General features: G+C 55.9%; 22 protein-coding genes and 1 pseudogene. 13 read left to right on the top strand and 10 right to left on the bottom strand.

The genetic code is table 11. The features are described 5' to 3' along the window. The 6 genes from AC6HVW_RS07400 to AC6HVW_RS07425 all read left to right on the top strand — a co-directional run bounded on the left by AC6HVW_RS07400 (position 1) and on the right by AC6HVW_RS07425 (position 6,850). The gene (locus AC6HVW_RS07400) at positions 1 to 801 is read left to right on the top strand and encodes a MaoC/PaaZ C-terminal domain-containing protein (protein WP_081367047.1); all 801 of its coding nucleotides are present in this window, start codon (positions 1 to 3) and stop codon (positions 799 to 801) included. A gap of 17 nt (positions 802 to 818) precedes the next feature. After that, positions 819 to 1,067 (top strand): acyl carrier protein, encoded by a 249-nt coding sequence (locus AC6HVW_RS07405; RefSeq protein WP_021805305.1) that lies wholly within the window; start codon positions 819 to 821, stop codon positions 1,065 to 1,067. A 4-nt stretch (positions 1,068 to 1,071) separates the two neighbouring features. Further along, complete coding sequence (locus AC6HVW_RS07410) at positions 1,072 to 1,806, top strand: SDR family oxidoreductase (RefSeq protein WP_071682266.1); 735 nt, start codon at positions 1,072 to 1,074, stop codon at positions 1,804 to 1,806. A 596-nt stretch (positions 1,807 to 2,402) separates the two neighbouring features. Continuing rightward, positions 2,403 to 3,791 carry a chitoporin ChiP gene (chiP, locus tag AC6HVW_RS07415; RefSeq protein WP_071682265.1) on the top strand — a complete coding sequence of 463 codons (1,389 nt, stop codon included), beginning with the start codon at positions 2,403 to 2,405 and terminating at the stop codon, positions 3,789 to 3,791. A gap of 50 nt (positions 3,792 to 3,841) precedes the next feature. Further along, on the top strand, positions 3,842 to 4,168 hold the full coding sequence (chiQ, locus tag AC6HVW_RS07420) for a ChiQ/YbfN family lipoprotein (RefSeq protein WP_071682264.1): 327 nt from the start codon (positions 3,842 to 3,844) through the stop codon (positions 4,166 to 4,168). A gap of 18 nt (positions 4,169 to 4,186) precedes the next feature. Next, positions 4,187 to 6,850, top strand: a complete 2,664-nt coding sequence (locus AC6HVW_RS07425) for a beta-N-acetylhexosaminidase (protein ID WP_071682263.1) — start codon at positions 4,187 to 4,189, stop codon at positions 6,848 to 6,850. A 182-nt stretch (positions 6,851 to 7,032) separates the two neighbouring features. Here the strand turns inward: AC6HVW_RS07425 and fur are convergent, their stop codons facing one another. From fur to ybfF, 4 genes are all read right to left on the bottom strand, one after another. Then, the gene (fur, locus tag AC6HVW_RS07430) at positions 7,033 to 7,479 is read right to left on the bottom strand and encodes a ferric iron uptake transcriptional regulator (RefSeq protein ID WP_021805300.1); all 447 of its coding nucleotides are present in this window, start codon (positions 7,477 to 7,479) and stop codon (positions 7,033 to 7,035) included. A 325-nt stretch (positions 7,480 to 7,804) separates the two neighbouring features. Continuing rightward, complete coding sequence (fldA, locus tag AC6HVW_RS07435) at positions 7,805 to 8,344, bottom strand: flavodoxin FldA (RefSeq protein ID WP_021805299.1); 540 nt, start codon at positions 8,342 to 8,344, stop codon at positions 7,805 to 7,807. Between the two features lie 203 nt (positions 8,345 to 8,547). Continuing rightward, a complete protein-coding gene (gene ybfE / locus AC6HVW_RS07440) occupies positions 8,548 to 8,835 on the bottom strand; it encodes a LexA regulated protein (protein ID WP_021805298.1) in 288 nt (95 codons plus the stop codon). 247 nt (positions 8,836 to 9,082) lie between these two features. Then, a complete protein-coding gene (gene ybfF, locus AC6HVW_RS07445; protein ID WP_175415609.1) occupies positions 9,083 to 9,865 on the bottom strand; it encodes an esterase in 783 nt (260 codons plus the stop codon). 240 nt (positions 9,866 to 10,105) lie between these two features. Here ybfF and seqA point away from each other — a divergent pair, with 240 nt between their 5' ends. From seqA to AC6HVW_RS07465, 4 genes are all read left to right on the top strand, one after another. Further along, the gene (gene seqA, locus AC6HVW_RS07450; protein WP_021805296.1) at positions 10,106 to 10,648 is read left to right on the top strand and encodes a replication initiation negative regulator SeqA; all 543 of its coding nucleotides are present in this window, start codon (positions 10,106 to 10,108) and stop codon (positions 10,646 to 10,648) included. A 77-nt stretch (positions 10,649 to 10,725) separates the two neighbouring features. Then, positions 10,726 to 12,369: a phosphoglucomutase (alpha-D-glucose-1,6-bisphosphate-dependent) gene (gene pgm / locus AC6HVW_RS07455; protein ID WP_071682262.1), complete on the top strand. Its 1,644-nt coding sequence runs from the start codon at positions 10,726 to 10,728 to the stop codon at positions 12,367 to 12,369. A gap of 190 nt (positions 12,370 to 12,559) precedes the next feature. Beyond that, complete coding sequence (locus tag AC6HVW_RS07460; protein WP_071683284.1) at positions 12,560 to 13,198, top strand: PadR family transcriptional regulator; 639 nt, start codon at positions 12,560 to 12,562, stop codon at positions 13,196 to 13,198. Further along, positions 13,198 to 13,506, top strand: coding sequence for a DUF3861 domain-containing protein (locus AC6HVW_RS07465; RefSeq protein WP_071683100.1), 309 nt, complete (start codon positions 13,198 to 13,200; stop codon positions 13,504 to 13,506). The genes AC6HVW_RS07460 and AC6HVW_RS07465 overlap by 1 nt, the downstream gene beginning before the upstream one ends. Here AC6HVW_RS07465 and kdpE read toward each other — a convergent pair. From kdpE to AC6HVW_RS07495, 6 genes are all read right to left on the bottom strand, one after another. Further along, positions 13,503 to 14,192, bottom strand: a complete 690-nt coding sequence (gene kdpE / locus AC6HVW_RS07470) for a two-component system response regulator KdpE (protein WP_071683101.1) — start codon at positions 14,190 to 14,192, stop codon at positions 13,503 to 13,505. The genes AC6HVW_RS07465 and kdpE overlap by 4 nt on opposite strands. Positions 14,193 to 14,210: 18 nt before the next feature. Beyond that, entirely contained in the window at positions 14,211 to 16,904 is a 2,694-nt protein-coding gene (gene kdpD, locus AC6HVW_RS07475) for a two-component system sensor histidine kinase KdpD (protein WP_071683103.1), read from the bottom strand. Positions 16,905 to 16,980: 76 nt separating this feature from the next. Beyond that, complete coding sequence (kdpC, locus tag AC6HVW_RS07480) at positions 16,981 to 17,550, bottom strand: potassium-transporting ATPase subunit KdpC (protein WP_071683105.1); 570 nt, start codon at positions 17,548 to 17,550, stop codon at positions 16,981 to 16,983. Between the two features lie 18 nt (positions 17,551 to 17,568). Beyond that, complete coding sequence (kdpB, locus tag AC6HVW_RS07485; protein WP_071683107.1) at positions 17,569 to 19,638, bottom strand: potassium-transporting ATPase subunit KdpB; 2,070 nt, start codon at positions 19,636 to 19,638, stop codon at positions 17,569 to 17,571. 25 nt (positions 19,639 to 19,663) lie between these two features. Beyond that, complete coding sequence (kdpA, locus tag AC6HVW_RS07490) at positions 19,664 to 21,352, bottom strand: potassium-transporting ATPase subunit KdpA (protein ID WP_024483161.1); 1,689 nt, start codon at positions 21,350 to 21,352, stop codon at positions 19,664 to 19,666. Next, positions 21,352 to 21,441, bottom strand: a complete 90-nt coding sequence (locus tag AC6HVW_RS07495; protein WP_037375124.1) for a K(+)-transporting ATPase subunit F — start codon at positions 21,439 to 21,441, stop codon at positions 21,352 to 21,354. Before AC6HVW_RS07495 ends, kdpA begins: the two co-directional genes overlap by 1 nt. Positions 21,442 to 21,964: 523 nt before the next feature. Here AC6HVW_RS07495 and AC6HVW_RS07500 point away from each other — a divergent pair. From AC6HVW_RS07500 to phrB, 3 genes and pseudogenes are all read left to right on the top strand, one after another. Further along, a complete protein-coding gene (locus AC6HVW_RS07500; RefSeq protein ID WP_024529334.1) occupies positions 21,965 to 22,171 on the top strand; it encodes a YbfA family protein in 207 nt (68 codons plus the stop codon). Between the two features lie 128 nt (positions 22,172 to 22,299). Further along, positions 22,300 to 22,466, top strand: a pseudogene (locus AC6HVW_RS07505) (DUF1722 domain-containing protein); the annotation flags it as partial. A 15-nt stretch (positions 22,467 to 22,481) separates the two neighbouring features. Continuing rightward, positions 22,482 to 23,906, top strand: a complete 1,425-nt coding sequence (gene phrB, locus AC6HVW_RS07510) for a deoxyribodipyrimidine photo-lyase (RefSeq protein ID WP_209530140.1) — start codon at positions 22,482 to 22,484, stop codon at positions 23,904 to 23,906. Position 23,907: the final 1 nt, after the last annotated feature.

The following is a 23,907-nucleotide window of genomic DNA, read 5'->3' on the forward strand; positions in this document are numbered from 1 at the left end:
ATGGATCTTACTTATACCGTGCAAGATGCTGAAGCCTGGGCCGCATTTTCTGGCGATTACAATCCGATCCATTTTGACCTGCAACAGGCGCGCAAGATCGGTGTGGCGCAGCTAAGTGTGCATGGGATGCGTGCGATGCTGGATATGAAACGCCACCTGAGCACAGCCCTGCTGGCTGCAGCGCCGGATCAGGATGGCTGTACCTTCCGCGCACGTTTGCGCCAGCCAGTGTTGTGCCAGACGTCCTATCAGTTGCAGATAGCCTGCAAGGGAAGCTCGGTGACCGGTACGCTGCTGGACAGTACCACGCAGGAACGCTGTTTTAGCAGCACGCTGACTTCAGCCCCACTCTTGCCATCGAGTGTTGGCGTGAAGGAACACTCGATGACGATGGCTGACGTGATGGCACTAGCCCGCCGATTTCCCGGAGAGGTCTCAGATATCACTCAGACTTGGGGGTTCTTTGATGCGCTGTTATTTCAGCTGTTGGTGCAATCGCCGGCAACGCTGGCGACGCTGAGCGCAGCGTTTCCCGAACTGGCTGCCGAGACGCTGCTCGACGTGTTCGCGCAGATCCCGGTGGTGCAGACACACCATGAAACCCACTTTAGCGCCCAGCTTTTTACCCCCGCTCCCCATTTTCACCTTGCCGAGCGGCTGTACTACCAGATTTCGCCAATGTTGATCATGGGGGATAAACACAGCGGCTGGGTGTTACGGGCGGAGATCCAGGCTAACACGCTGTCGCAACCGCTGATAACAACGGCAGTCACCTTGAAAACCTGGCCGTTGGCCAGTTAAAAACATAAGGATATACCATGGAAAAGTACCAACAAATTTACCTCACCGTCAGCGAAATGATCTGTGACGCCAAAGATCTCGAGATGGATGACCTCTCGCCAGAGATGCCCTTGCATCAGCTAAAACTCGATAGCCTGGATTACGTCGAACTGATGGTGCTGGCCAAGCGTGAATTTGGTGCCACGTTGAGTGCCGAAATGTTTATCGATAAACCCAATATGACATTGGGTGAACTGTGCCAATCTCTGGCCGAACAGCATAAATAAGCCTATGACCAGACAATGGGTATTAGTGACCGGTGGTAGCCGGGGGATTGGCCGCGCGCTGGTGGAAGAGTTGGCCAAACGGTGGAACGTGGTGTTGACTTGCCGTAGCGATCAATCGCCCTCAGCCGAGGTGATTGAGGCCTGTGCCGGTTTGCCTGGCTGGGTGGAAAGCGTTGTTTGCGATGGTAGTGATGAGCAGGCGGTGAACCTTGTAGCACCAGAACTGTTGACCCGCCTCGGAGCGCCTGTGGCTGTGATCCATAATGCGGGGATCGCCCAAGACAGTTTGCATATCCAACAAACGAGCGAGCGCTGGCGGCAGGTGATCGACACTAACCTCAATGCCGTATTCTACTGGAACCGGCACCTGCTGCCAGCCATGATGGGGCAGGGGGAAGGAGCTATCGTACTGATGTCTTCGGTAACGGGCATCAAGGGCAATGTGGGGCAGACGGCATACGCTGCCAGTAAATCGGCGATGATAGGCCTGGCCAAGTCGCTGGCGTTGGAGGTGGCGCGCTTTAACATCCGGGTGAATTGCCTGCTGCCTGGGATAATTCACAGCGAGATGACAGACGTGATCCCACCGGAGGCGCTGAAGGCGCTGCGCAAACAAATCCCGCTGCGGCGTTTGGGCAAGGCCAGCGAAGTCGCCAGGGCCGCGGTATTTCTGATCGGTGATGACAGTCGTTATATGACAGGACAGAGCCTGATCCTCGACGGAGGGTTAACCGTCTGACCCACTTGGGACGAACATGTTCGTCCCCTACAAATTTCCGCACCTAGCCCCGTGCACACAGGCTGCGTCCTTTTCGGCTTTTTTATCCCTAAAACCAACCCTCCCTTGCGCTGTTGTTAGCGGTGATCACGCTTGTTTTTTTCTAAGAATTAACTTGGTTATCACTGCGTATCATTTTTCATCATCTCGACTTATATATTCGCGATGCGAATTAATATCATTTGTAGAGCGCTCTCATTTTAAGCACCAATCGGCGTTTTTCGCTTGCTGAAACCTTTCAATCCACAGGGGATTAGCTTTTTTAAGCTTTTATTATCTGATTTTATACGAAATTATTTATAAATAGTGACCTTGCTCATTATTGTAACGAATTATCATCAATGTGTGCACCTTGTCATACTTTGACAAATCTCTCTCACTTTTCATTTGATAATTCGCGTCGCGAAAAATAGTCTAGCTACAGTATCAAGGCCGAGGTGAATTTTATCACCCGGCACAATTTTACCCGATTAGGGTTTTTATATTAGCGACCGTGCAGGGCAGTGGTGAACGCAGGCGGGCGCACTTTAAAGTCAAAGTCAAAGAGGAATTTTCTTATGGGTACGCACGGTGCTCAGCGTAAAACGCTGGCGCTCGCAGTCGCGGGTGCAATATTAGGAAGCGGATTCGTTATGGCCCCAGAAGCGCAAGCGGAAGGGTTTATCGACGATTCTACGCTGACCGGTGGGGTCTATTACTGGCAACGTCAACGCGATCGTAAAGACGTTGAAACCGGTGATTTTAAAACCAACCTCTCTCACTCTACCTGGAACGCCAACCTGGATTTCACCTCCGGCTATGCGGCGGACATGTTTGGTATAGATGTGGCGGCGTTCACCGCCATCGAAATGGCAGAGTCCAGCGAGAGTGGCCACCCGAACGAAATCGCGTTCTCCAGCCGTAACCGTACCTATGATGAAGATTACTCCGGCGATAAAAGCGGTATCAGCCTGTATAAAGCGGCCGGTAAGTTCAAGTATGGCCCGGTCTGGGCGCGTGCCGGTTATATCCAGCCAACCGGGCAAACGTTGCTGGCCCCGCACTGGAGCTTTATGCCGGGTACCTACCAGGGGGCTGAAGCCGGTGCCAACTTTGACTATGGCGATTCAGGTGCGTTGAGTTTCTCCTACATGTGGACCAACAAGTACAAAGCGCCTTGGCACATCGAGATGGACGACTTCCGTCAGAACGATCGCAAGACCGACGTTTCCTACCTGCACTCGCTGGGTGCCAAATATGATTTCAAAAACGACCTGGTGCTGGAAGCCGCGTTTGGCCAGGCGCAAGGCTACGTGAATCAGTATTTCACCAAGGCGTCTTACAAGTTTGACCTGGCCGGCAACCCAATGACCACCAGCTACCAGTTCTACGGCGCAGAAGACCGCATCGGTGATAATCGCGATCCGAACAGCATCTATGATGGTCTGGCATGGTTGCAGGCGCTGACCTTCGGTTATACCACCGGCCAGTTCAACTGGCGTCTGGAAGGCACCATGGTCAAGGCGGAAGGTAACCAAGGCTTCTTCCTGCAGCGTATGACCCCGACCTACGCCTCCTCAAACGGCCGCCTCGATATCTGGTGGGATAACCGCTCCGACTTTAACGCCAACGGCGAAAAAGCCGTGTTCGGTGGCGTGATGTATGACCTGAGCAACTGGAACCTGCCTGGCATGGCCGTCGGCGCTTCCTACGTTTACGCCTGGGACGCCAAGCCAAGCACCAACCCGATTTACGATCAGAGCCAGCGCCTGAGAGAGAGCGCTTACAGCCTGGATGCGATGTACACCATGCAGGACGGACGCGCCAAAGGCACCCTGTTCAAACTGCACTTCACGCAGTATGACAACCATTCCGATATCCCAAGCTGGGGCGGCGGTTACGGCAACATCTTCCAGGATGAGAAAGACGTCAAATTCATCGTTATCGCACCGTTCACCATCTTCTAATGCGCTCCCCGGTGGCCAGGCTGCCGGGGAAATGCCACAGGACTTTAACCATGAAAAAACTGATGCTGATTATCGCTGCGGTTGCCGGGCTTAGCGCCTGCTCGCAATCCGTCGCGCCACCGGAAGATGTCAAGCTGCGCCAGGCCTACAGCGCCTGTATCAATACCGCGGAAGGTTCACCAGAGAAATTGCAGGCCTGCCAGGCGGTGCTGAACGTGTTGAAGCAAGAGAAACAGCACCAACAGTTCGCTGAGCAGGAAACCGTGCGGGTGCTGGATTACCAAAGCTGCATCCAGGCCGCCCATACCGGCAATGGCCAGGCGTATGACGCCAAATGCGGCAAGATTTGGAAAGAAATTCGCGCTAACAACAACTGATTACGCAAGAGGTTGCAGATGAACAAGTTTAAGATGAGTGCTCTCGCCGCCCTGACGGCTACCGTTGGACTATTGGGCAGCGTAGGTTCTGCCATGGCCAATCAGCAGGTGGTTGATCAACTCAGCCAGTTGCAGGTCAATCTGAAAATGTTGGACAACCGTGCTGCCGAGAACGGCGTGGACTGTGCCAAGCTGGGTGCAGACTGGGCGTCCTGCCACAAGGTGCTGATCACCTTGACCAACGGCAATCAGGAAATCAAAGATAAAGACTGGGCGATCTATTTCCACAGCCCGCGCCAGACGCTGAAGGTCGATAACGACCAGTTCAAAATCACCCACATCACCGGCGATCTGTATAAGCTGGAACCGACGGACAAATTCACCAGCTTCCCGGCCAATCAGGCGGTGGAAATCCCGATTATCGCTGAATACTGGCAACTGTTCCGCACCGACTTCCTGCCGCGCTGGTATGCCACTTCCGGCGATGCTCAGCCGAAGATCCTGTCGAATACCGATACCGAAGATGTTCACCAGTTTGTTGCCCCGTTCACCGGTGACCAGTGGAAGCGTACCAAGGATGACAACAACATTCTGATGGTGCCGGAAAGCCGCTTCACCAAGAACCAGGATCTGAAAGTGTTGCCGATGGCATCGCTGCGTGGGCAAATCATCCCAACCCCGATGGAAGTTAAAGTCCATGCGAAGGATATTGACCTGAGCAAAGGCGTGGCGCTGGAACTGAGCGCCTTGACCAAGCCAGCGGCAGATGCAGCAGCCGAGCGCTTTGCACTGCTGGGCATTGAGAGCCAGGCGAGCGGTTATCCAATCAAGACGGATATCAAGCCAGCTGCATTCAAAGGCGATCAGGCCGTGCCTGGTGCCTACCAGCTGAAGATCGGCGAGAAAGGTGCCGAGATCGTCGGTTTCGATCAGACTGGGGTGTTCTATGGTCTGCAATCCATCCTGTCGTTAATCCCTTCGGATGGCAGCAAGAAGATCGCGACGCTGGATGCCAAAGATGCACCGCGCTTCCAATACCGCGGCATCTTCCTGGACGTGGCGCGTAACTTCCACCAAAAAGACGCCGTATTGCGCCTGCTGGATCAAATGGCAGCCTACAAGCTGAACAAATTCCACTTCCACCTGACGGATGACGAAGGTTGGCGCATTGAGATCCCTGGCCTGCCAGAGTTGACCGAAGTGGGCGGCCAGCGTTGTCATGACCTGAGCGAAACCACCTGCCTGATGCCACAATACGGCTCTGGCCCGGCACCACACGGTGGCTTCTTCTCCCGTCAGGACTATATCGATATCGTTAAATATGCTCAGGCACGCCAGATTGAAGTGATCCCTGAGATCGACATGCCGGCGCACGCCCGTGCGGCGATTACTTCTATGGAAGCTCGCTACAAGAAACTGCTTGCCGAAGGGAAAGAGAAAGAAGCCAACGAGTTCCGCCTGGTGGATCCGACCGATACCTCCAATACCACCTCGGTGCAGTACTTCAACCGCCAGAGCTACCTGAACCCATGCCTGGATTCGTCCAAAAACTTCGTGGACAAAGTGATTGGCGAAGTGGCCCAGATGCACAAAGAGGCCGGCCAACCGCTGAAAACCTGGCACTTTGGTGGGGACGAAGCGAAGAACATCCGTCTGGGCGCTGGCTATACCGACGTGAAAAATCCGGAAGCGGGCAAGGGTATCCTCGACCTGAGCAAAGAAGACAAGCCGTGGGCCAAGTCGCAGGTTTGCCAGGCCATCATCAAAGACGGCAAAGTGGAAGATATGGAACACTTGCCGAGCTACTTCGGTCTGGAAGTCAGCCAGTTGGTGAAAGCACACGGCATTGACAGAATGCAGGCGTGGCAGGACGGCCTGAAAGATGCCAAAGACTCGAAGGCCTTCGCGACCAACCATGTGGCGGTGAACTTCTGGGATACCCTGTACTGGGGTGGTTTCGACTCGGCTAACGACTGGGCGAACAAGGGTTATGACGTGGTGATTTCTAACCCGGACTACGTCTATATGGACTTCCCGTATGAAGTCAGCCCGGACGAGCACGGTTACTATTGGGGCACCCGTTTCAGCGACGAGCAGAAGATCTTCAGCTTTGCGCCGAACAACCTGCCGCAGAACGCCGAAACCTCGGTTGACCGTGACGGTAACCACTTCACCGCCAAGAGCGACAAACCATGGCCGGGTGCATATGGTCTTTCCGCCCAGCTGTGGAGCGAAGTGGTGCGTACCGACCAGCAGATGGAATACATGATTTACCCACGTGCCGTGTCGCTTGCAGAACGTGCATGGCACCGTGCCAGCTGGGAGCAGGATTACAAAGCTGGCCGTGAGTACAAAGGCGGCGAAACCCATCAGGTCGATACCAAAACCCTTGATAAGGACTGGCTGCGCTTTGCCAACCTGATTGGCCAACGTGAGCTGGCCAAGATGGATAAAGCGGGCGTGAGCTATCGCCTTCCGGTCCCAGGGGCACGCATCATCGGTGGCAAGTTGGAGGCGAATATTGCTCTGCCGGGCCTGGGAATTGAATATTCCACCGACGGCGGCAAACAGTGGCAGCGTTATGACGACAAAGCTCGCCCAGCGGTGGCGGGTGATGTGCAAATCCGTGCGATTAGCCCGGATGGCAAACGCTTTAGCCGTGCCGAGCCAGTGAAAGCGTAAGTGAGAACTCCGCCCGCCTACGTGTCGGTAGATGGGCGGAGAGAGTGCGAGGTGAGAGCTAACTGCAATTGTGATAATTGAGTGGATATTTTTCCCCGGGCCTGTCCGGGGATTTTTTTATCTGTCATTTAGGCATAAAAAAACCGCCGTGTAGGCGGTTTTCGCGTTCTGGCGGGCCAGGATCAGTTCTTATTGTGCAGCGTTTCGTTCTCGCGGCAATCACCGGTTTCACAGTGGCCGTACAGATACAGGCTGTGGTTGGTGAGCTTGATACCGTGTTGCTTGGCGATATCGCGCTGACGCACTTCGATGGATTCGTCGCTGAACTCGATCACTTTGCCGCAGTCCAGGCAAATCAGGTGATCGTGGTGGTGTTGCTGAGTCAGTTCGAAAACCGACTTGCCACCTTCAAAATTGTGGCGGGTCACAATACCTGCGTCGTCAAACTGGTTCAGCACACGGTATACCGTGGCCAGGCCAATTTCTTCGCCCATATCTATCAGTTTTTTGTACAGATCTTCCGCACTGACGTGATGGCATGCCGGATCCTGCAAGACTTCCAGGATTTTGAGTCGCGGAAGAGTGACTTTTAAGCCAGCCTTCTTCAATGCGGAGTTGTTATCAGTCATGCGGATTCAGTCCTGTTACTATGCTAATCAAGTTGAGGCGTTCTCGCCTATGGCATCGGTTGGCACAAAGCGTTAATTGCGTCTCATTATAGAACCGGTTGCTGCAAATAGAAACCGCCGGTTGTTAACAAACATATCTTTGCACTTTACCAGGGTAACCATGCAAAGCTTTGATGGATGGGATAAACCGATGTCTCAGTCTACCGTGGCGAGGTAGGAAGTTACAAACTTGTAGCTTCTATTGCTCTAATCCGTGATGCCGATAACAGAAGGGCGCGCTATACGGCGCCCCTACCATGTGTTACGTATCCGCCGGGGCAGAGGCTTAGCCGACGATCTCGGCCAGGCTCAGCTCTTCACTGATTTGCTTGACCCAAGCGTCTACACGTTCGTTGGTCAGCTCAGGTTGACGATCTTCGTCAATGGCCAGCCCGACAAAGTGATCATCGTCTGCCAGACCCTTGGAGGCTTCAAAATGGTAGCCTTTGGTTGGCCAGTGGCCGACGATGGCCGCACCGCGTGGTTCAATGATGTCGCGGATGGTGCCCATCGCATCGCAGAAATATTCCGCGTAGTCTTCCTGATCGCCACAGCCAAACAGCGCCACCAGCTTGCCGTTAAAGTCGATGTCTTCCAGCGTCGGGAAGAAATCATCCCAGTCGCACTGGGCTTCACCATAGTACCAGGTTGGGATACCGAGCAGCAGGATATCAAACGCTGCCAGATCTTCTTTGCTGCTTTTGGCGATGTCGTGGATTTCTGCCACGTCGTTGCCGAATTTTTGCTGAAGCGTCTTTTGGATCATCTTGGCAATGTTTTCGGTATTGCCAGTGTCGCTGCCAAAGAAAATGCCTACATGAGCCATAGTAAAGATAACCTTTTAATTCAAATGAATGTGTTGCGTAAACGCGGCCTGAGGCGCTGCCAAGGGCAGGTTTGCTCAGCCGTAAATGCGTATCATGCCAGAAATTTGCCCTGAGGTTTTATCGCGTTTATGCGATGCCTCTGCGGAGGTGGAACCGATCTGGCGTCATCCTTAACGCCGTGCCGCGTTTGCGGCAGCAGAGATCAGTGTTCTGGCTGTTCTTCTGCCAGTTGGGCCAACAGCATTTGTTCGATCAATTCGCTGCGGCTGATATTGCGCTGGTCGGCCAGTTTGTTGAGAGCATCTACCGCGTCTGCGTTGATTTTCAGCTCCACACGCCGTAATCCACGCACTTTGTCCCGTCGTAGCTGATTGCGCTTATTAATTCTAAGCTGTTCATCTCGGGAAAGCGGGTTGGTTTTCGGGCGCCCTGGACGGCGTTCATCTGCGAACAGATCCAGCGTCGTGCGATCCGTTTGTTCTTTTGCCATTGTTGCGCTACTGCAAGGGAGTTTGCATCAAAAAGCGGTTTACGCTTCCAGACGGTTCGATTTACACAATTCGGGCCAATAAACCCTAACCCAAATTCACCCCCAGCCAAGCGCAGCTTCACACCTGGACAGGGTGGCAAAATTATAGCGCGCCATATTACCCCAGCAGATGGAGCGACGACAATGCCTAACTTAGCTACAAACGCGCTAAGCTATTCTCTCTAGCGCGTTTTTTCGCCACTTGAGCTCACGGCTGGTCAATAAAGCGGTGGATTGCCCTTAATACAGCGTCCGGTTTCTCTGCATGGACCCAGTGGCCGGTGCCTGCAACCACATAGGCGCGTGCCTGCGGGAACTGGCGGGCGATGTCATCGCGGTAGCTATCCTGCACGTAAGGCGAGAGGCCGCCACGGATAAACAGCGTCGGGTGCGGCCAGGGTGGAACCTCTTGCCAGCCGATAATGTTCTCATATTGCTCGATCAGCACCGGCAGATTGAACCGCCAACTGCCAGCATGGAAAGATTTCAACAGAAACTGGATCACGCCTTCTTCATCCAGCGTGGCTCGCATGAGCTGCGCAGCCTGCTGACGCTGGGTGATACCCGCATCGGTGACGGCTTGCAGTGCGGTAAAGATCTGGTCATGGCGGCGGGTGGCGTAATCCACCGGGGCGATATCGATCGCCACCAGCCGTTCAATCCGCTCCGGGGCTAGCGCGGTCAATGCCATCGCTGCTTTGCCGCCCATTGAGTGGCCGATCACGATGGCTCGCTCGATTTGCAAATCGTCCAACAGCGTCAACAGATCCTGCGCCATGGCTGGGTAGGTCATCTCCGCTGCGCGCGGTGACAGCCCGTGATTGCGCAGATCGACCTTGATCACCGTATGCTGTTGGTTCAGGTCGCGCGCCAGCACGCCCAGGTTATCCAGATTACCGAACAGACCGTGGATCAGCACGATCGGTAAGCTGGCAGGTGTGGCGGCCTCAGAGGCCAGTAATTGATAATGTAATTTCATGGTGAAGTTCATGACTTGATAACATTTAGTTAGGTTATCATGATTGCAGAGATATTGGTTTGTTCGCAGAATTTTGCCGATATTTCATGGTATGGTGAGGGGTTGGCGGCCAAGGCGGTTGGCTAAAGTCTGCTTTTGCCGTTTGGGAGAACATTGTAGTGTTCGCACCCGCGCTTTTAACCTTATAATCCCATGGCTTGAATGCACCAATTGGCTTCAGGTTCATAAGTAGAAAAAACGTACTGGATAAAGATGAAAACTATTGAAGTCGACGAAGAACTTTACCGCTATATTGCCAGCCACACGCAACATATCGGTGAAAGCGCGTCTGATATTTTACGGCGTATGTTGAAGTTTACCGCAGGCCAGCCTGTGCGCACGGCCCCTGTGGTTGCCAGTGGTCAGGCAGAGCCGTCAGCGGCTGCCGTTGCAGCACAGCGTCCACGCGATCGCGTGCGTGCGGTGCGCGAGCTGCTGCTGTCGGACGAATATGCCGAACAGAGCAAAGCTGTAAATCGTTTTATGCTGGTACTTTCCACCTTGTACACCCTCGATGCGGCGGGCTTTGCCGCGGCAACGGATTCGTTGCATGGCCGTACCCGTACCTATTTTGCTGGCGATCAGCAAACGCTGCTGGCCAACGGAACGCATACCAAGCCCAAGCATGTGCCAGGTACGCCTTACTGGGTGATCACCAATACCAACACCGGCCGCAAACGCAGCATGATCGAACACATCATGCAGGCCATGCAGTTCCCTGCGGAACTGATCGAGAAAGTTTGCGGCACCGTCTAATTTAGCGAACAGCCCGTCACGGTGGCCGTAAGCGACTCATTGCCCGGCCACAGTACTGGCATTTTAGGGAGTAGTCGATGGCTAATGACCCACGTGCCGGGCAACCCGCTCAGCAAAGTGATTTGATCAACGTAGCCCAGCTGACGTCGCAGTATTATGTACTGCAACCAGAGGCCGGTAATGCTGCACACGCGGTGAAATTCGGCACCTCAGGGCATCGCGGCAGCGCGCTTCGTCAGAGCTTTAACGAAGCACATATCCTGGCGATCGCTCAGGCCATTGCCGAAGTGCGTCGTCAACAGGGCACCACTGGCCCTTGCTACGTGGGTAAAGACACCCATGCGCTGTCCGAACCCGCCTTTATTTCCGTGCTGGAAGTGCTGACCGCCAACGGCGTTGACGTGGTGGTGCAGGAAAACAACGGCTTTACGCCAACCCCTGCCGTGTCACACGCCATCTTGTGCTTCAACCGTAAAGGGGGCGCGCAGGCAGACGGCATCGTGATTACGCCTTCGCATAACCCACCTGAAGACGGCGGCATCAAATATAACCCGCCAAACGGTGGCCCAGCCGATACCAACCTGACTTCCGTGATTGAAAAGCGTGCCAACGAACTGCTGAGCCTCAAGCTGCAGGGCGTGCAGCGTCAATCGCTGGATAAAGCCTGGACTGGCGGCCATCTGCATGCGCAGGATCTGGTGCAGCCTTACGTGGCAGGGCTGGTGGACATTGTCGATATGCCAGCCATTCAGCGTGCGGGCCTGAAGCTGGGCGTCGACCCGCTTGGCGGTTCCGGCATTGCCTACTGGCAGCGCATTGCCGAGCACTATAAGCTGGATCTGACGTTGGTGAATGACTCCATCGATCAGACCTTCCGCTTTATGCACCTCGACCATGACGGCATCATCCGCATGGACTGTTCGTCCGAATCGGCAATGGCTGGCCTGCTGGCCCTGCGCGACAAGTTCGATCTGGCGTTTGCCAACGATCCTGATTATGACCGCCACGGTATCGTCACGCCTGCGGGCCTGATGAACCCGAACCACTACCTGGCCGTTGCCATCAATTATCTGTTCCAACATCGCCCGCAATGGGGGGCCAACGTTGCCGTGGGTAAAACGCTGGTTTCCAGCGCGATGATTGACCGCGTTGTGGCCGATCTGGGCCGCAAGCTGGTGGAAGTGCCGGTCGGTTTCAAATGGTTTGTTGACGGTCTGTTCGACGGTAGCTTCGGCTTCGGCGGCGAAGAGAGCGCCGGGGCTTCATTCCTGCGCTTCGACGGCACGCCTTGGTCTACCGATAAAGACGGCATCATCATGTGCCTGCTGGCGGCCGAGATCACCGCGGTCACCGGTGAAAACCCGCAGCATCATTATAACGATCTGGCCAAACGCTTCGGTGCGCCAAGCTACAACCGTATCCAGGCTCCGGCAACCTCCGCACAGAAAGCGGCGTTGTCCAAGCTGTCACCGGAAATGGTCAAGGCCAGCACCCTGGCGGGCGATCCTATTACTGCGCGCCTGACGGCAGCTCCGGGTAACGGCGCTTCCATCGGCGGCCTGAAAGTGATGACCGACAACGGCTGGTTTGCCGCTCGTCCTTCGGGTACCGAAGAGGCTTACAAGATCTACTGCGAAAGCTTCCTGGGTGCCGAGCACCGTGAAAAGATCGAGCATGAAGCGGTCGAGATCGTCAGCGAAGTGTTAGCTTCAGCCAAGTAATCTCTCTTTCGATAATGAAAAGGCGCTGTTTTTACAGCGCTTTTTTTATGCCTGCAATTTAGATATATCTAAATTGCAGGTTACCTCTTGCGCATTTAGATATATCGATCTAGATTAGAGCCATCGACGTATTTTAGATATATCTAAATGCATCGATGCTCATATCATCAATCAAGAGGTAACAACCATGATGTTTAATCGATTTACACATCACCACGACCAGCGGGAAGAGGGGCATTGCCACCACCGCCGTGGAGGCCGTCATCATTTTGCTGGCCGCGGGGAACACGGCCGTGGTGGTGAAGAACATGGCCGGGGCGGGCGCGGGCGTCATCGCCTGTTTGAGCACGGCGATCTGCGTTTGGTGCTGCTGGCGCTGGTAGAGCGTAAACCTAGCCACGGCTACGAACTGATCAAGGCGATCGAAGAGGCTTCTTCCGGCCTGTATGTGCCAAGCCCTGGCGTGATTTACCCAACCCTTACGCTGTTGGAAGAGCAAGACTTCCTGGAACCCGCGGTGGCTGGCAATGGTCGTAAGAGCTACCAAATTACCGAACTTGGCAAGCAGGAGCTGCAAAAGCATCAGGCGGCCATCGAAGTGATTTTTGCTCGCCTGGCTGGCGCTGGGCGTGACCATCGCCATGAGGGCAATCTGGCCGAAGGGATCTCCGAAGTGATGAATCGCCTGCGCTATCTGCTGCGCGGCAACATGATGCGTGCGGATTTGTCTCAGGAGCAGGTCGGGCGTATCAATCAGGCACTGCTGACCGCCGTGGAGGCTATCGAAGCCGAAATGGTATCGCCAAAACAGCCACAGGAGGATAACTGATGCCAGGCCACCGTTTCCGCATTACCGTAGAAGCCCTGACAGACCGTAAAGGCGAACCCGTCGACAAGCCGGAGTTGGTGTTTGAGGTAGAAAATCACGACGATATTCTGGCCATTGTTGAGCGCATTCAAGGGCGAGAGGATCTGAACTTTGGCGCACAGAACAGCGCGGCCTTTGCCGTCGGGCTCAAGCTGTTCTCTGAAGTGATGATAGAAAACCGCAAGCATCCGCTGTTTGAGCCCCTGCGTGACTCGTTTAAAGAATTTATGATCGGTCTGAAGAAAGGGCCCACATCGTCGCAGGATTAAGGCATAAACCGATAGCCGACGCCGGTCTCAGTGAGCAGATGCCTGGGCCGCGCCGGATCGGTTTCCAGCTTTTGCCGCAGATGGCCCATATAAATGCGCAGGTAATGGCTGTGTTCGACGTAATTGGGTCCCCAGACGTGGCTGAGTAGCTGCCGCTGGGTGATCACCTTACCGGAGTTGGCCAGCAACTCGGACAGTAAACGGAATTCTATGGGCGTCAGATGCAGATCTTCACCGTTACGCAAGACGCTACGGTTGATCAGATCGACTGTGATATCGGAGAAGCTGAACAGTGGGCTTTCCTGTTGGCTATTGGCGTGGCGGCGTAGCGCAACCCGCACCCGAGCCAGCAGTTCACCAATGCCGAACGGCTTGCTGAGATAGTCATCGGCACCTGCATCCAGCGCGGCAATCTTGTCCTCTTCGGCATGGCGTGCGGAAAGGACAATCACCGGCACCGCGCTCCATTGGCGCAGATCGCGAATGTAGTCCAGCCCGTCGCCATCGGGTAACCCCAAATCAAGAATGATCAGATCCGGCTTGCGCGTGCCGGCCTCTATCAGCCCACGCTGCAAGGTTTCACTTTCAAACACCCGTAACCCTTCGCTCTCCAGCGCGGTGCGCACGAAGCGACGGATCTCTTTCTCGTCTTCCACAATCAGAATGTTAGTCGGCGATGTGGTCACGGGGCCTCTACTCTTGGGTTACAAGTCAAAATCTGCTCCATCCAGTTCGGGTGGCTTTTCCAACGGCAGCATAAAGTGGAAACTGGCTCCGCCTTCGGCGCGGTTCTCCGCCCAGATGCGGCCGCCATGTACTTCAATAATGGCACGACAAATCGCTAACCCCAAACCGACGCCGGGGATCGCCGACTCTTTATTACCACGGGAGAACTTGTCGAATATCAGTTGGGTCTGTTCCTCCGGGATACCGGGGCCATTATCCCAAACCTCCACTTCCAGCCAGTCCTTAACTGCGTGGGCGCGGATCCCGATGATAGCATCGGCACCGGCATATTTATTGGCATTTTCCACCAGGTTGGTGAACACCCGCTCTAACAGGCTGCCATCGCAGTTGATCAACACCATCTCTTGCGGCAATTCCACCTTGATCTCGTGCAATACCAGCAGCGGTTCCAGCATATGCAGCGAGGCGCCGACGATCTCTTCCAGCGATTGCCACTCTTTGCGCAGGTTAAAACCGCCGGACTGAATGCGCGCCATATCCAGCAGATTGTTTACCAAGCGGGTGGTACTGAGCACCTGCTGGCGGATTTGGCTGGCCTGTGGGGCGTGGCTGGAGCCCTCGGTGGCCAGATCCAGCGTCAGGATCTCTGCCTGACCAAACAGCACGGTAAGCGGAGTACGCAGATCGTGAGAAAGGGCAGCCAGCAGCGAGTTACGTAGCTGTTCGCGTTCGGCATCCAGCTTGGCCTCTTCGGCGCTGCGGGCCAGATGCAGGCGCTCCAGCGCGCTGGCGATCAGCACCGCAAAGGTCTGTAACAGCCGCTGTTGCTCCGGCACCATCAACTGACGCAGGTTGTTCGGTTCAATCGCCAGCAGGCCAAAGGTCTGTTTGGAGGTGCTGAGCGGCAGCAGTTGGTACGGCACGCCGGGCAGGGTGTCGGTACCGGCCCCGGCGGGTAAGCCTTTGCCATAGCTCCAGCGGGCGATGGCTTCATCGACCGACAGCAAGCCACCTTCTTCACCCACCATCTGTTGCAGGGATCCATCCTCCTGCGGCAGCAGCAGCACGGTTTTGGCCTGGAAGCTGCTGGAGATAAAGTGACGGCTGGTTTTGGCAATATCTTCTCTGCTTAACGCCTGGCTGAGCCCACGGGACATCTCATATAAATGGCGCGCCCGTTGTTCGCGATAACGTGCCACCCGGGCCTGATAACGCACCCCGGCGGTCAGATTACCAATGGTTATACCGACGATCAGCATCACGGCAAAGGTCAGCAGGTATTGCATATCACTGACGGCGAACGACCATTCAGGCTGCACGAAGAACAAATCGAAGCTGGCGACGTTGATCACCGCGGCCAGCACCGAAGGCCAGCGGCCAAAGAACAGGGCGACAAGAGCCACGCCCAGCAGGTAAACCATCACCAGGTTGGCCGAATCAATGCCCGGCAGCAGCCATTGCGACAGCAGCGTAATGATGGCGCATAAAACCACGGCAACGGCGCAGCCCCGCAGCTGGAATCGCCATTTTTCGCTAAAGGCGCGGTTATCATGCTCTTTGGCCTGCGGCAGCGGCGTATCGTTTTCCAGCGCAACAATCACCAGATCGAGATCCGGCCCAAGCTGGCCAAGGCGTTCGGCAAAGCTGCCGCGCAGCTTCCAGCGCTGTTCGCTACGGCGGCCAATAATGATTTTGCCCAGGTTATGTTCCCGGGCATAGCGCAGTACCGCGCGTTCTTCAGAAGGATCGGAAAGGGTGGCGGTTTCAGCCCCTAATTCTTGTGCCAGCCGCAAGGCTCGCAGGATGGCTCGCCGTTGGTTCTCCGGCAGGCGGTGCAGTTTGGGGGTTTCGACATACACGGCATGCCAGTGGCAACCGAGGCGTGCCGCGAGCCTTGCAGCGATACGCACCAGCTTTTCGCTACCGCTGTTATGGCCAACGCACAGAAGAATGCTGTCCCGGGTGTGCCACACCTTTTCACGCCCCTGGTTATCGCGAAAGGCCCGCATTTGGTCGTCAACGCGGTCGGCGGTGCGGCGTAGTGCCAGCTCACGCAGGGCGATCAGGTTACCTTTACGGAAAAAATGCTCGATGGCGCGTTCGGCCTGGCCGGGGATATAGACCTTGCCTTCGTTGAGCCGCTGGCGCAGATCGTCTGGGGGCAGGTCAACCAACACCACTTCGGTCGCTTCATCAAACACGTGGTCAGGCACGGTTTCCCTGACGCGTACTCCGGTGATGCCGCCGACGACGTCGTTCAGGCTTTCCAGATGCTGGACGTTCACCGTGGTCAGCACATCGATACCGGCATCCAGCAGTTCGTCCACATCCTGCCAGCGTTTGGGATGGCGTGAACCCTGGGCATTGCTGTGTGCCAGCTCATCCATCAGGATCAGGGCCGGATTGCGTGCCAAAGCGGCATCGAGGTCGAATTCCTGCACCTGGCGGCCACGATGTTGGATGCGTTTTGCTGGCAGGATCGACAGCCCTTGTAGCAACGCTGCCGTTTCCTGGCGGCCGTGGGTTTCCACCACGCCAATGAGCACGTCTAGCCCCTGTGCCCGTTGCCGCTGAGCCTCCTGCAGCATGGCGTAGGTTTTACCTACCCCGGCGCAGGCCCCGAAGAAGACCTTCAGTTTGCCGCGTGGCTTTTCATTGGCTAACGCCAGCAGGCTGTCTGGATCGGGGCGTTGCAGTTCGTCATCCACCATCAAAGTTCCTTGTTTACCCATGCAAAGCGGGTTCGGCAATGCCGAACCCTTTAGCGACGTTTTATCTCGTTTGCCGTTATTTCAACGCATCCAGCGCCATATTCAGCTTCAGCACGTTGACCACCGATTCCCCCATAAAATTAGGCGTGGCGCGATCGGTGTTTTCATCAATCAGTTTGGCAATCTGTTCCTGCGGCAACTGACGAGCGTTGGCGACACGTGCTAACTGGTACTTGGCGGCCGCCAGTGAAATCTGTGGATCCAGGCCACTGCCGGAAGCGGTCAGCAGGTCGACCGGGATCGGCCCGCTCATGGCCGGGTTAGCCTGGCGCAGCTGCGTTGCCCGCTCACCGATCGCTTTATCCAGCGCCGGGTTGGTGGCGGCCAGATTGCTGCCGCCGGATGCCAGCGTATTATAGGCCGAATCGCTGGTGGCAGAAGGGCGACCCCAGAAATACCCCGGTTGGGTGAAGTTCTGGCCAATCAATGCCGAGCCGACTGCTTTATCCCCTTGATAGATCAACGAGCCGTTGGCCGCCCCGCTGAACAGCAGTTGCGACAGACCGGTGGTGAGCAAAGGGTAAGCGATACCGGTGATCACCGTCAGCAGGATCAGCATAACCAAAGAAGGACGTAAATAAGACATCATAAATACCTCGTTATCTTAGCCGGCCATATTCAGCGCGGTCAGCAGCAGGTCGATCAGCTTGATGCCCACGAACGGCACCAGCAGGCCACCCACACCATACAGCCACAGGTTACGGCGCAGCAGTGCAGCGGCGCTCATTGCCTTATAGCTCACCCCTTTCAGTGCCAGTGGGATCAGGAAGACGATCACCAGAGCGTTGAAGATCACCGCCGACATAATCGCTGAGGCGGGGGAGTGCAGTTGCATCACGTTCAGCGCATTCAACTGCGGATAGGTTGCCGCGAAGGCCGCCGGAATAATGGCAAAGTACTTCGCTACGTCGTTGGCGATACTGAAGGTGGTCAGTGAACCGCGCGTCATCAGCATCTGCTTACCGATATGCACCACTTCGATCAGCTTGGTCGGATTGGAGTCCAGATCGACCATGTTGCCCGCTTCCTTGGCCGCCTGCGTCCCCGAGTTCATGGCAACCGCCACGTCGGCCTGCGCCAGTGCAGGGGCGTCGTTGGTGCCGTCGCCGGTCATCGCAACCAGGCGTCCTTCCGCCTGATACTGACGGATCAGCGCCAGTTTGGCCTCTGGTGTGGCTTCTGACAGGAAGTCATCCACACCGGCTTCGGCTGCGATGGCGGCGGCGGTCAGGCGGTTATCTCCGGTGATCATCACCGTCTTGATGCCCATCTTGCGCAGTTCGGCAAAGCGTTCTTTAATCCCGCCTTTGACGATGTCTTTCAGCGCCACCACCCCTAATACGCGTGGCCCTTCGGCGACCACCAACGGCGTACCGCCGGTACGAGCGACGCTTTCCACCAACTCATCTACCGCACGTGGGAAGTGACCATTGTTGGATTCCACGTGGCGGCGAATGGCGTCCACAGCTCCTTTACGGATCATCCGGTCCTGCACGTTGACGCCGCTCATGCGGGTTTGCGCAGAGAAAGGCACGAAGGTGGCGTTCAACGCCTGCAAATCACGTTCGCGCAGGTTGAAGCGCTGCTTGGCCAGCACCACGATACTGCGGCCTTCCGGCGTTTCATCGGCTAGCGAAGAGAGTTGGGCGGCATCGGCCAGCTCTTGCTCTTTTACCCCAGGTGCCGGCAGGAATTCGGACGCCTGACGGTTACCTAGGGTGATGGTACCGGTCTTATCCAACAGCAATACGTCAACGTCACCGGCGGCCTCAACGGCTCGCCCGCTGGTGGCGATCACGTTGGCACCCAGCATACGGCTCATCCCGGCGACGCCGATAGCGGACAGCAGCCCACCGATGGTGGTCGGGATCAGGCAGACCAGTAAGGCCACCAACACGGTGATCGACACTATGCTGCCGCTGCCTGCGGCTTCCACGCTGTATTGCGAGTAAGGGAACAGGGTTGCGGTCGCCAATACGAACACGATAGTCAACGCCACCAGCAAAATGGTCAGTGCCACTTCGTTTGGGGTTTTACGGCGTTTGGCACCTTCGACCATCGCGATCATGCGATCGAGGAAGGTTTCCCCCGGGTTGACGCTACACTGCACCACCAGCCAGTCGGACAGAATACGCGTCCCGCCGGTCACGGAGGAGAAGTCACCGCCGGATTCACGGATCACCGGTGCAGATTCACCGGTGATGGCGCTTTCATCGACTGAGGCGCCACCTTCCAGCACTTCGCCATCGCAAGGAATGGTGTCACCGGCTTCCACCAGCACGATATCCCCTTTACGCAGGCTCTCGGCCGAGACTTTCTCGATGGCACCATCACGCTTAGGCGTGGCGAGTTTCTTCGCCCAACTGGTTTTCTTGGTGCCCTTCAGGCTTTCTGCCTGAGCCTTGCTGCGTCCTTCCGCCAGCGCCTCGGCGAAGTTGGCGAACAGCACGGTAAACCACAGCCACATGGCGATGCTGCCGGTAAAGGTCGCGCTACCTTCGGCGTTGCCTGAAAGCACCACCAGCCAAATGACCGAAGTCAGGATACTGCCGAGGTACACCACGAACATCACCGGGTTACGCCACTGAACGCGTGGGTCCAGCTTTTTCACCGCATCGATCAGCGCGGTACGCATCAGTGCCGGTTCAAACAGTGCGCGTTGTTTGCGAGTCATCTTGTTCTTCTCTCTGTTATGACTGTTAATTGGCCAACCACAGTTGTAAATGTTCGGCTACCGGGCCTAGCGCCAGTGCAGGAACGAAGGTCAAGGCACCCACCAGCAGGATGGTGCCGACCAACAGGCCGATAAACAGTGGCCCGTAGGTGGGCAGCGTGCCGTTGCCCGCCGGTTGGCGTTTTTTGACACACAGCGAACCCGCAATGGCCAGCACCGGCAGGATCACCCCGAAGCGGCCAACGAACATCGCCAAGGCCAGCAGCAGGTTGTAGAACGGCGTGTTGACGCTCAGGCCAGCAAAGGCGCTACCGTTGTTGTTGGCTGCCGAAGAGAAGGCATACAGCACTTCACTGAAGCCATGCGCTCCTGGGTTGAGGATGCCAGCACGGCCGGCGTCGGTAGCAATCGCCAACGCAGTGCCCAGCAGTACCAAGGTCGGCGTCACCAGGATCGCCAGCGCGGTCATCTTCATGTCATAAACATCGATCTTCTTACCGAGATATTCCGGCGTGCGGCCAATCATCAGCCCGGCGATAAATACCGTCAGCAGTACGAACAGCAGCATGCCGTACAGGCCGGAACCGACACCGCCGAACACGACCTCGCCAATCTGCATCAGCCACATCGGCACCATGCCACCCAGCGCGGTAAAGGAGTCATGCATGGCGTTGACCGCACCGCAGGAGGCCGCCGTGGTCACCACCGAGAACATGCTGCTGGCGAGAATGCCAAAGCGGGACTCTTTACCTTCCATATTGATGTTGCTGCTACTGCCAAGCGCGCTCAGATGCGGGTTGCCAGCCAGCTCAGCGTTCATCACCACGATCACCGCAACGATAAAGATCAGCGCCATGGCCCAGATCAGCGCGTGACCCTGACGGTTTTCACCGGCGACCTGACCAAAGGCGAAGCACAGGGCGCAAGGGATCAGGAAGATCGCCAGCATCTGCACAAAGTTGGTCAATACGGTTGGGTTTTCAAACGGATGCGCTGAGTTGGCACCGAAGAAGCCGCCACCGTTGGTGCCGAGCATCTTGATCGCTTCCTGCGAGGCTACGGGTCCCATCGGCAAGGTCTGCTGTGCCCCTTCCAGCGTGGTCACATGCAGGTAAGGCAGGAAGTTCTGCAACGTCCCCTGGCTGACGAAGAACAGCGCGATCAGCAGAGACAGCGGCAACAGCACATACAGGGTAATGCGCAGGATATCGATCCAGGCGTTACCTATGGTGGCACTGGAACGGCGTGCAAAGGCCCGGATCAGGGCAAAGGCAACGGCGATACCGGTGGCGGCAGACAGGAAGTTCTGTACCGTCAACCCGGCCATCTGGCTGAGATAGCTGAGGGTGTTTTCCCCGCTGTAGGCCTGCCAGTTGGTATTGGTGACGAAGCTGACGGCGGTATTGAACGCCAGATCCCAAGATAAACCGGGGAACCCTTGTGGGTTGAGCGGTAAGGAACCCTGTGCCATCAGCAGCACCAACAGCAGCACTAAACCGAGGATATTGAACCACAGGATCGCCAGTGCGTATTGCCACCAGGTCATCTCTGCGGTGTCATTACCGCAGCAACGCCAGACGGCTGCTTCCACATGGCGCAGCACCGGTAGTGGCTCTCCCTCGATCAGGCGAGCTATAAAGCTGCCCAGGGGACGAGCCAGCACCAGAAGCACCAGCACAAAGCTGGCGATCAATAAGAAGGCTGAAGCTGCCATCAGAAGTCCTCCGCATTAAACAGGGCATAAACCAGATAGCCCAACAGCAGCAGAACCAACAGCGCACCACCAATAACGCTGAAACTCACGGGACACCTCCAGAGGTGTTGTTTTTGATAGCCTGAGTGTAGGGAGGGCAGTAGAAAGAAGATGAAAAAATAGCGGGGCCGGGTGTAAAAAAAGTATAAAAATGATTGAAATTTCGGCAGAAAACGCAAGGCTGACAGTGCTGCCCCTCACCCCAGCCCTCTCCCAATATAAATTCCAGAGATCAAATGAGCACTGCAATAGGGAGAGGGGGCAAGCCCGAGCAGCAGTCAGGCGCAGATGTCAATTTGTAGCACGATCGGTTCCCTCTCCTGTGGGAGAGGGTTAGGGTGAGGGGAGTAACCACAGCGTAACTAATGTTAAGTTATTTATTAACCTTGATGTAACAAAATTACGTTATACCGGCTTTTTTGCGTTATTTTTATCCATTTTGGTGGTCGGATGAGTTGTAAAATTACAACCTATGCGGTAATATTTTGCTCAGTTTCCAATTGACCATCATTTATCGTTTTGCATTGCGTCGGGTCCTGACAACCTGGCGCGGATGTTTTTAAGGAGGTTCGTATGTCTAACTACCAAGCCTATCCGTTGCATCGGGTCCTCCTGCGCCGTAGCGCAGTGATTCTGGTCGGTGTTCTTGCCTTGCCGGTGATGCTGTTCCGTGCCGATCGCGCACGTTTTTACAGCTATTTACACCGCGTCTGGTCAAAAACCAGCAATAAACCGGTCTGGCTGCAACAGGCAGAAACGGCGTCCTGCGATTTTTATTAATCCTGGCCCGTTGCACGACTACGAACCCTCGCCCCTCTGGCGGGGGTTTTTGCGTTTTAAGCCGCAGTAACGCATTAACTCCTCTACACTTCTAGCATTAACCCGTTGGTGGGAGACAAGATATAGAGCAAGAACTTGCCCGGCTGATCGACCACTATCGCCAGGGGATGCAACCGCTACTGCACCGATTACGCTGTTAAAACATGACATGGCCGAATATCCTGATAGCTATCTGGCGCAACCGCGCTATTTTGAGCCCTATCCGGAGGCGTTGTGCCTGCGCTACGGCCATTAACCTGCAAGGAGTGTTATGACCACGCATCTGGTCTGGTTGCGTAACGATCTACGCATTACTGACAATAAAGCCCTCTCTGCCGCCTGTAGCGATCCGCAAGCCAAGGTGCTGGCGGTATTTATCGCCACCCCTGCGCAATGGCGCCAGCACCATATGGCACCACGTCAGGCGGCGTTTATCCACGCCAATCTGTTGCAGGTGCAAGCGGCGCTGGCGGCTCGGGGCATTGAACTGATTTGCCATCAGGGCGACGATTTTGCCGGTTCGGTTAACTGGCTGGTGGAGTTCTGCCAGCGCCAGCAGGTCACGGCCCTGTTTTATAACCGTCAGTATGAAATCAATGAGCGCCAACGTGACGCCAGCCTTGAGCAGGCGTTGGCTGGGCAGGTGAGGTGCCACAGCTTTGATGATAGCCTGCTGTTGCCCCCCGGCAGCGTGCAAACCGGCAACGGTGAGATGTACAAGGTGTATACGCCTTTTCGCAAAGCCTTTCTCCAGCGGTTGGCCGAGTTCGACGTGAGCTCTCTGCCAGCACCACGCCCGCGTGGGGAAGCCGTTGGTTTTACCGCAGCGGTGGCATTCGATTATCCTTTGGCTGAGGTGGGAGAGGGCTATCCCGCAGGCGAAGAAGCTGCATTGCACAGGCTGCGTGCTTTCTGCCGCGAGCAGGTGCAAGACTATGCGACGCAGCGCGATTTGCCCGCCATTGCCGGCACCAGCAATCTGTCACCCTACCTGGCTATTGGCGTTATCTCTCCCCGCCAGTGCGTCAACCGTCTGCGCGTCGAGTGCCCCGATGTGCTGGAAAATCCGCAAAGCGGTGCTTTCTGTTGGCTTAATGAGCTGATCTGGCGAGAGTTTTATCGTCATCTGATGGTGGCGCATCCTGCGTTATGCAAGCACCGTCCCTTTATCGCCTGGACGGATAAGGTATGCTGGCAACGCAACGACGCGGCGTTACTGGCCTGGCAACAGGGTAATACCGGTTACCCGATTGTCGATGCAGCCATGCGTCAGCTCAATCAAACCGGCTGGATGCATAATCGCCTGCGGATGATCGTGGCCAGTTTCCTGGTCAAGGATTTGCTGATCGACTGGCGCGCCGGTGAACAGTATTTCATGTCCCAATTGCTGGATGGCGATCTGGCCGCCAACAACGGTGGCTGGCAGTGGGCCGCCTCTACCGGCACCGATGCCGCACCTTATTTCCGCATCTTTAACCCGACCACTCAAGGCGAACGTTTTGATCCAAAAGGCACTTTTATCCGTAAATGGTTGCCTGAACTGGCGGATGTACCGGACAATGAGCTCCATCAACCCCATCGCTGGGCGGAAAAGCAGCAGCAGGTTCTGAATTATCCGCCGCCGATAGTCCAACACCAGCAGGCTCGGCTGGAGACGTTGGCGGCTTTTGAAGCGGCCAAGCGAGGGGGACTTTAAA

It is taken from the genome of Serratia sp. NCCP-200, from assembly GCF_059697885.1.

Coding starts and splice junctions, on each gene's coding strand:
- kdpB (WP_071683107.1), bottom strand. CDS start 19,638: ATGACTCGCAAACAACGCGCACTGTTTGAACCGGCACTGATGCGTACC.
- AC6HVW_RS07465 (WP_071683100.1), top strand. CDS start 13,198: ATGCCAGGCCACCGTTTCCGCATTACCGTAGAAGCCCTGACAGACCGT.
- AC6HVW_RS07410 (WP_071682266.1), top strand. CDS start 1,072: ATGACCAGACAATGGGTATTAGTGACCGGTGGTAGCCGGGGGATTGGC.
- chiP (WP_071682265.1), top strand. CDS start 2,403: ATGGGTACGCACGGTGCTCAGCGTAAAACGCTGGCGCTCGCAGTCGCG.
- kdpC (WP_071683105.1), bottom strand. CDS start 17,550: ATGTCTTATTTACGTCCTTCTTTGGTTATGCTGATCCTGCTGACGGTG.
- AC6HVW_RS07400 (WP_081367047.1), top strand. CDS start 1: ATGGATCTTACTTATACCGTGCAAGATGCTGAAGCCTGGGCCGCATTT.
- kdpA (WP_024483161.1), bottom strand. CDS start 21,352: ATGGCAGCTTCAGCCTTCTTATTGATCGCCAGCTTTGTGCTGGTGCTT.
- pgm (WP_071682262.1), top strand. CDS start 10,726: ATGGCTAATGACCCACGTGCCGGGCAACCCGCTCAGCAAAGTGATTTG.
- ybfF (WP_175415609.1), bottom strand. CDS start 9,865: ATGAACTTCACCATGAAATTACATTATCAATTACTGGCCTCTGAGGCC.
- phrB (WP_209530140.1), top strand. CDS start 22,482: ATGACCACGCATCTGGTCTGGTTGCGTAACGATCTACGCATTACTGAC.
- seqA (WP_021805296.1), top strand. CDS start 10,106: ATGAAAACTATTGAAGTCGACGAAGAACTTTACCGCTATATTGCCAGC.
- kdpD (WP_071683103.1), bottom strand. CDS start 16,904: ATGGTGGATGACGAACTGCAACGCCCCGATCCAGACAGCCTGCTGGCG.
- chiQ (WP_071682264.1), top strand. CDS start 3,842: ATGAAAAAACTGATGCTGATTATCGCTGCGGTTGCCGGGCTTAGCGCC.
- fldA (WP_021805299.1), bottom strand. CDS start 8,344: ATGGCTCATGTAGGCATTTTCTTTGGCAGCGACACTGGCAATACCGAA.
- ybfE (WP_021805298.1), bottom strand. CDS start 8,835: ATGGCAAAAGAACAAACGGATCGCACGACGCTGGATCTGTTCGCAGAT.
- AC6HVW_RS07425 (WP_071682263.1), top strand. CDS start 4,187: ATGAACAAGTTTAAGATGAGTGCTCTCGCCGCCCTGACGGCTACCGTT.
- AC6HVW_RS07460 (WP_071683284.1), top strand. CDS start 12,560: ATGTTTAATCGATTTACACATCACCACGACCAGCGGGAAGAGGGGCAT.
- AC6HVW_RS07405 (WP_021805305.1), top strand. CDS start 819: ATGGAAAAGTACCAACAAATTTACCTCACCGTCAGCGAAATGATCTGT.
- fur (WP_021805300.1), bottom strand. CDS start 7,479: ATGACTGATAACAACTCCGCATTGAAGAAGGCTGGCTTAAAAGTCACT.
- AC6HVW_RS07500 (WP_024529334.1), top strand. CDS start 21,965: ATGTCTAACTACCAAGCCTATCCGTTGCATCGGGTCCTCCTGCGCCGT.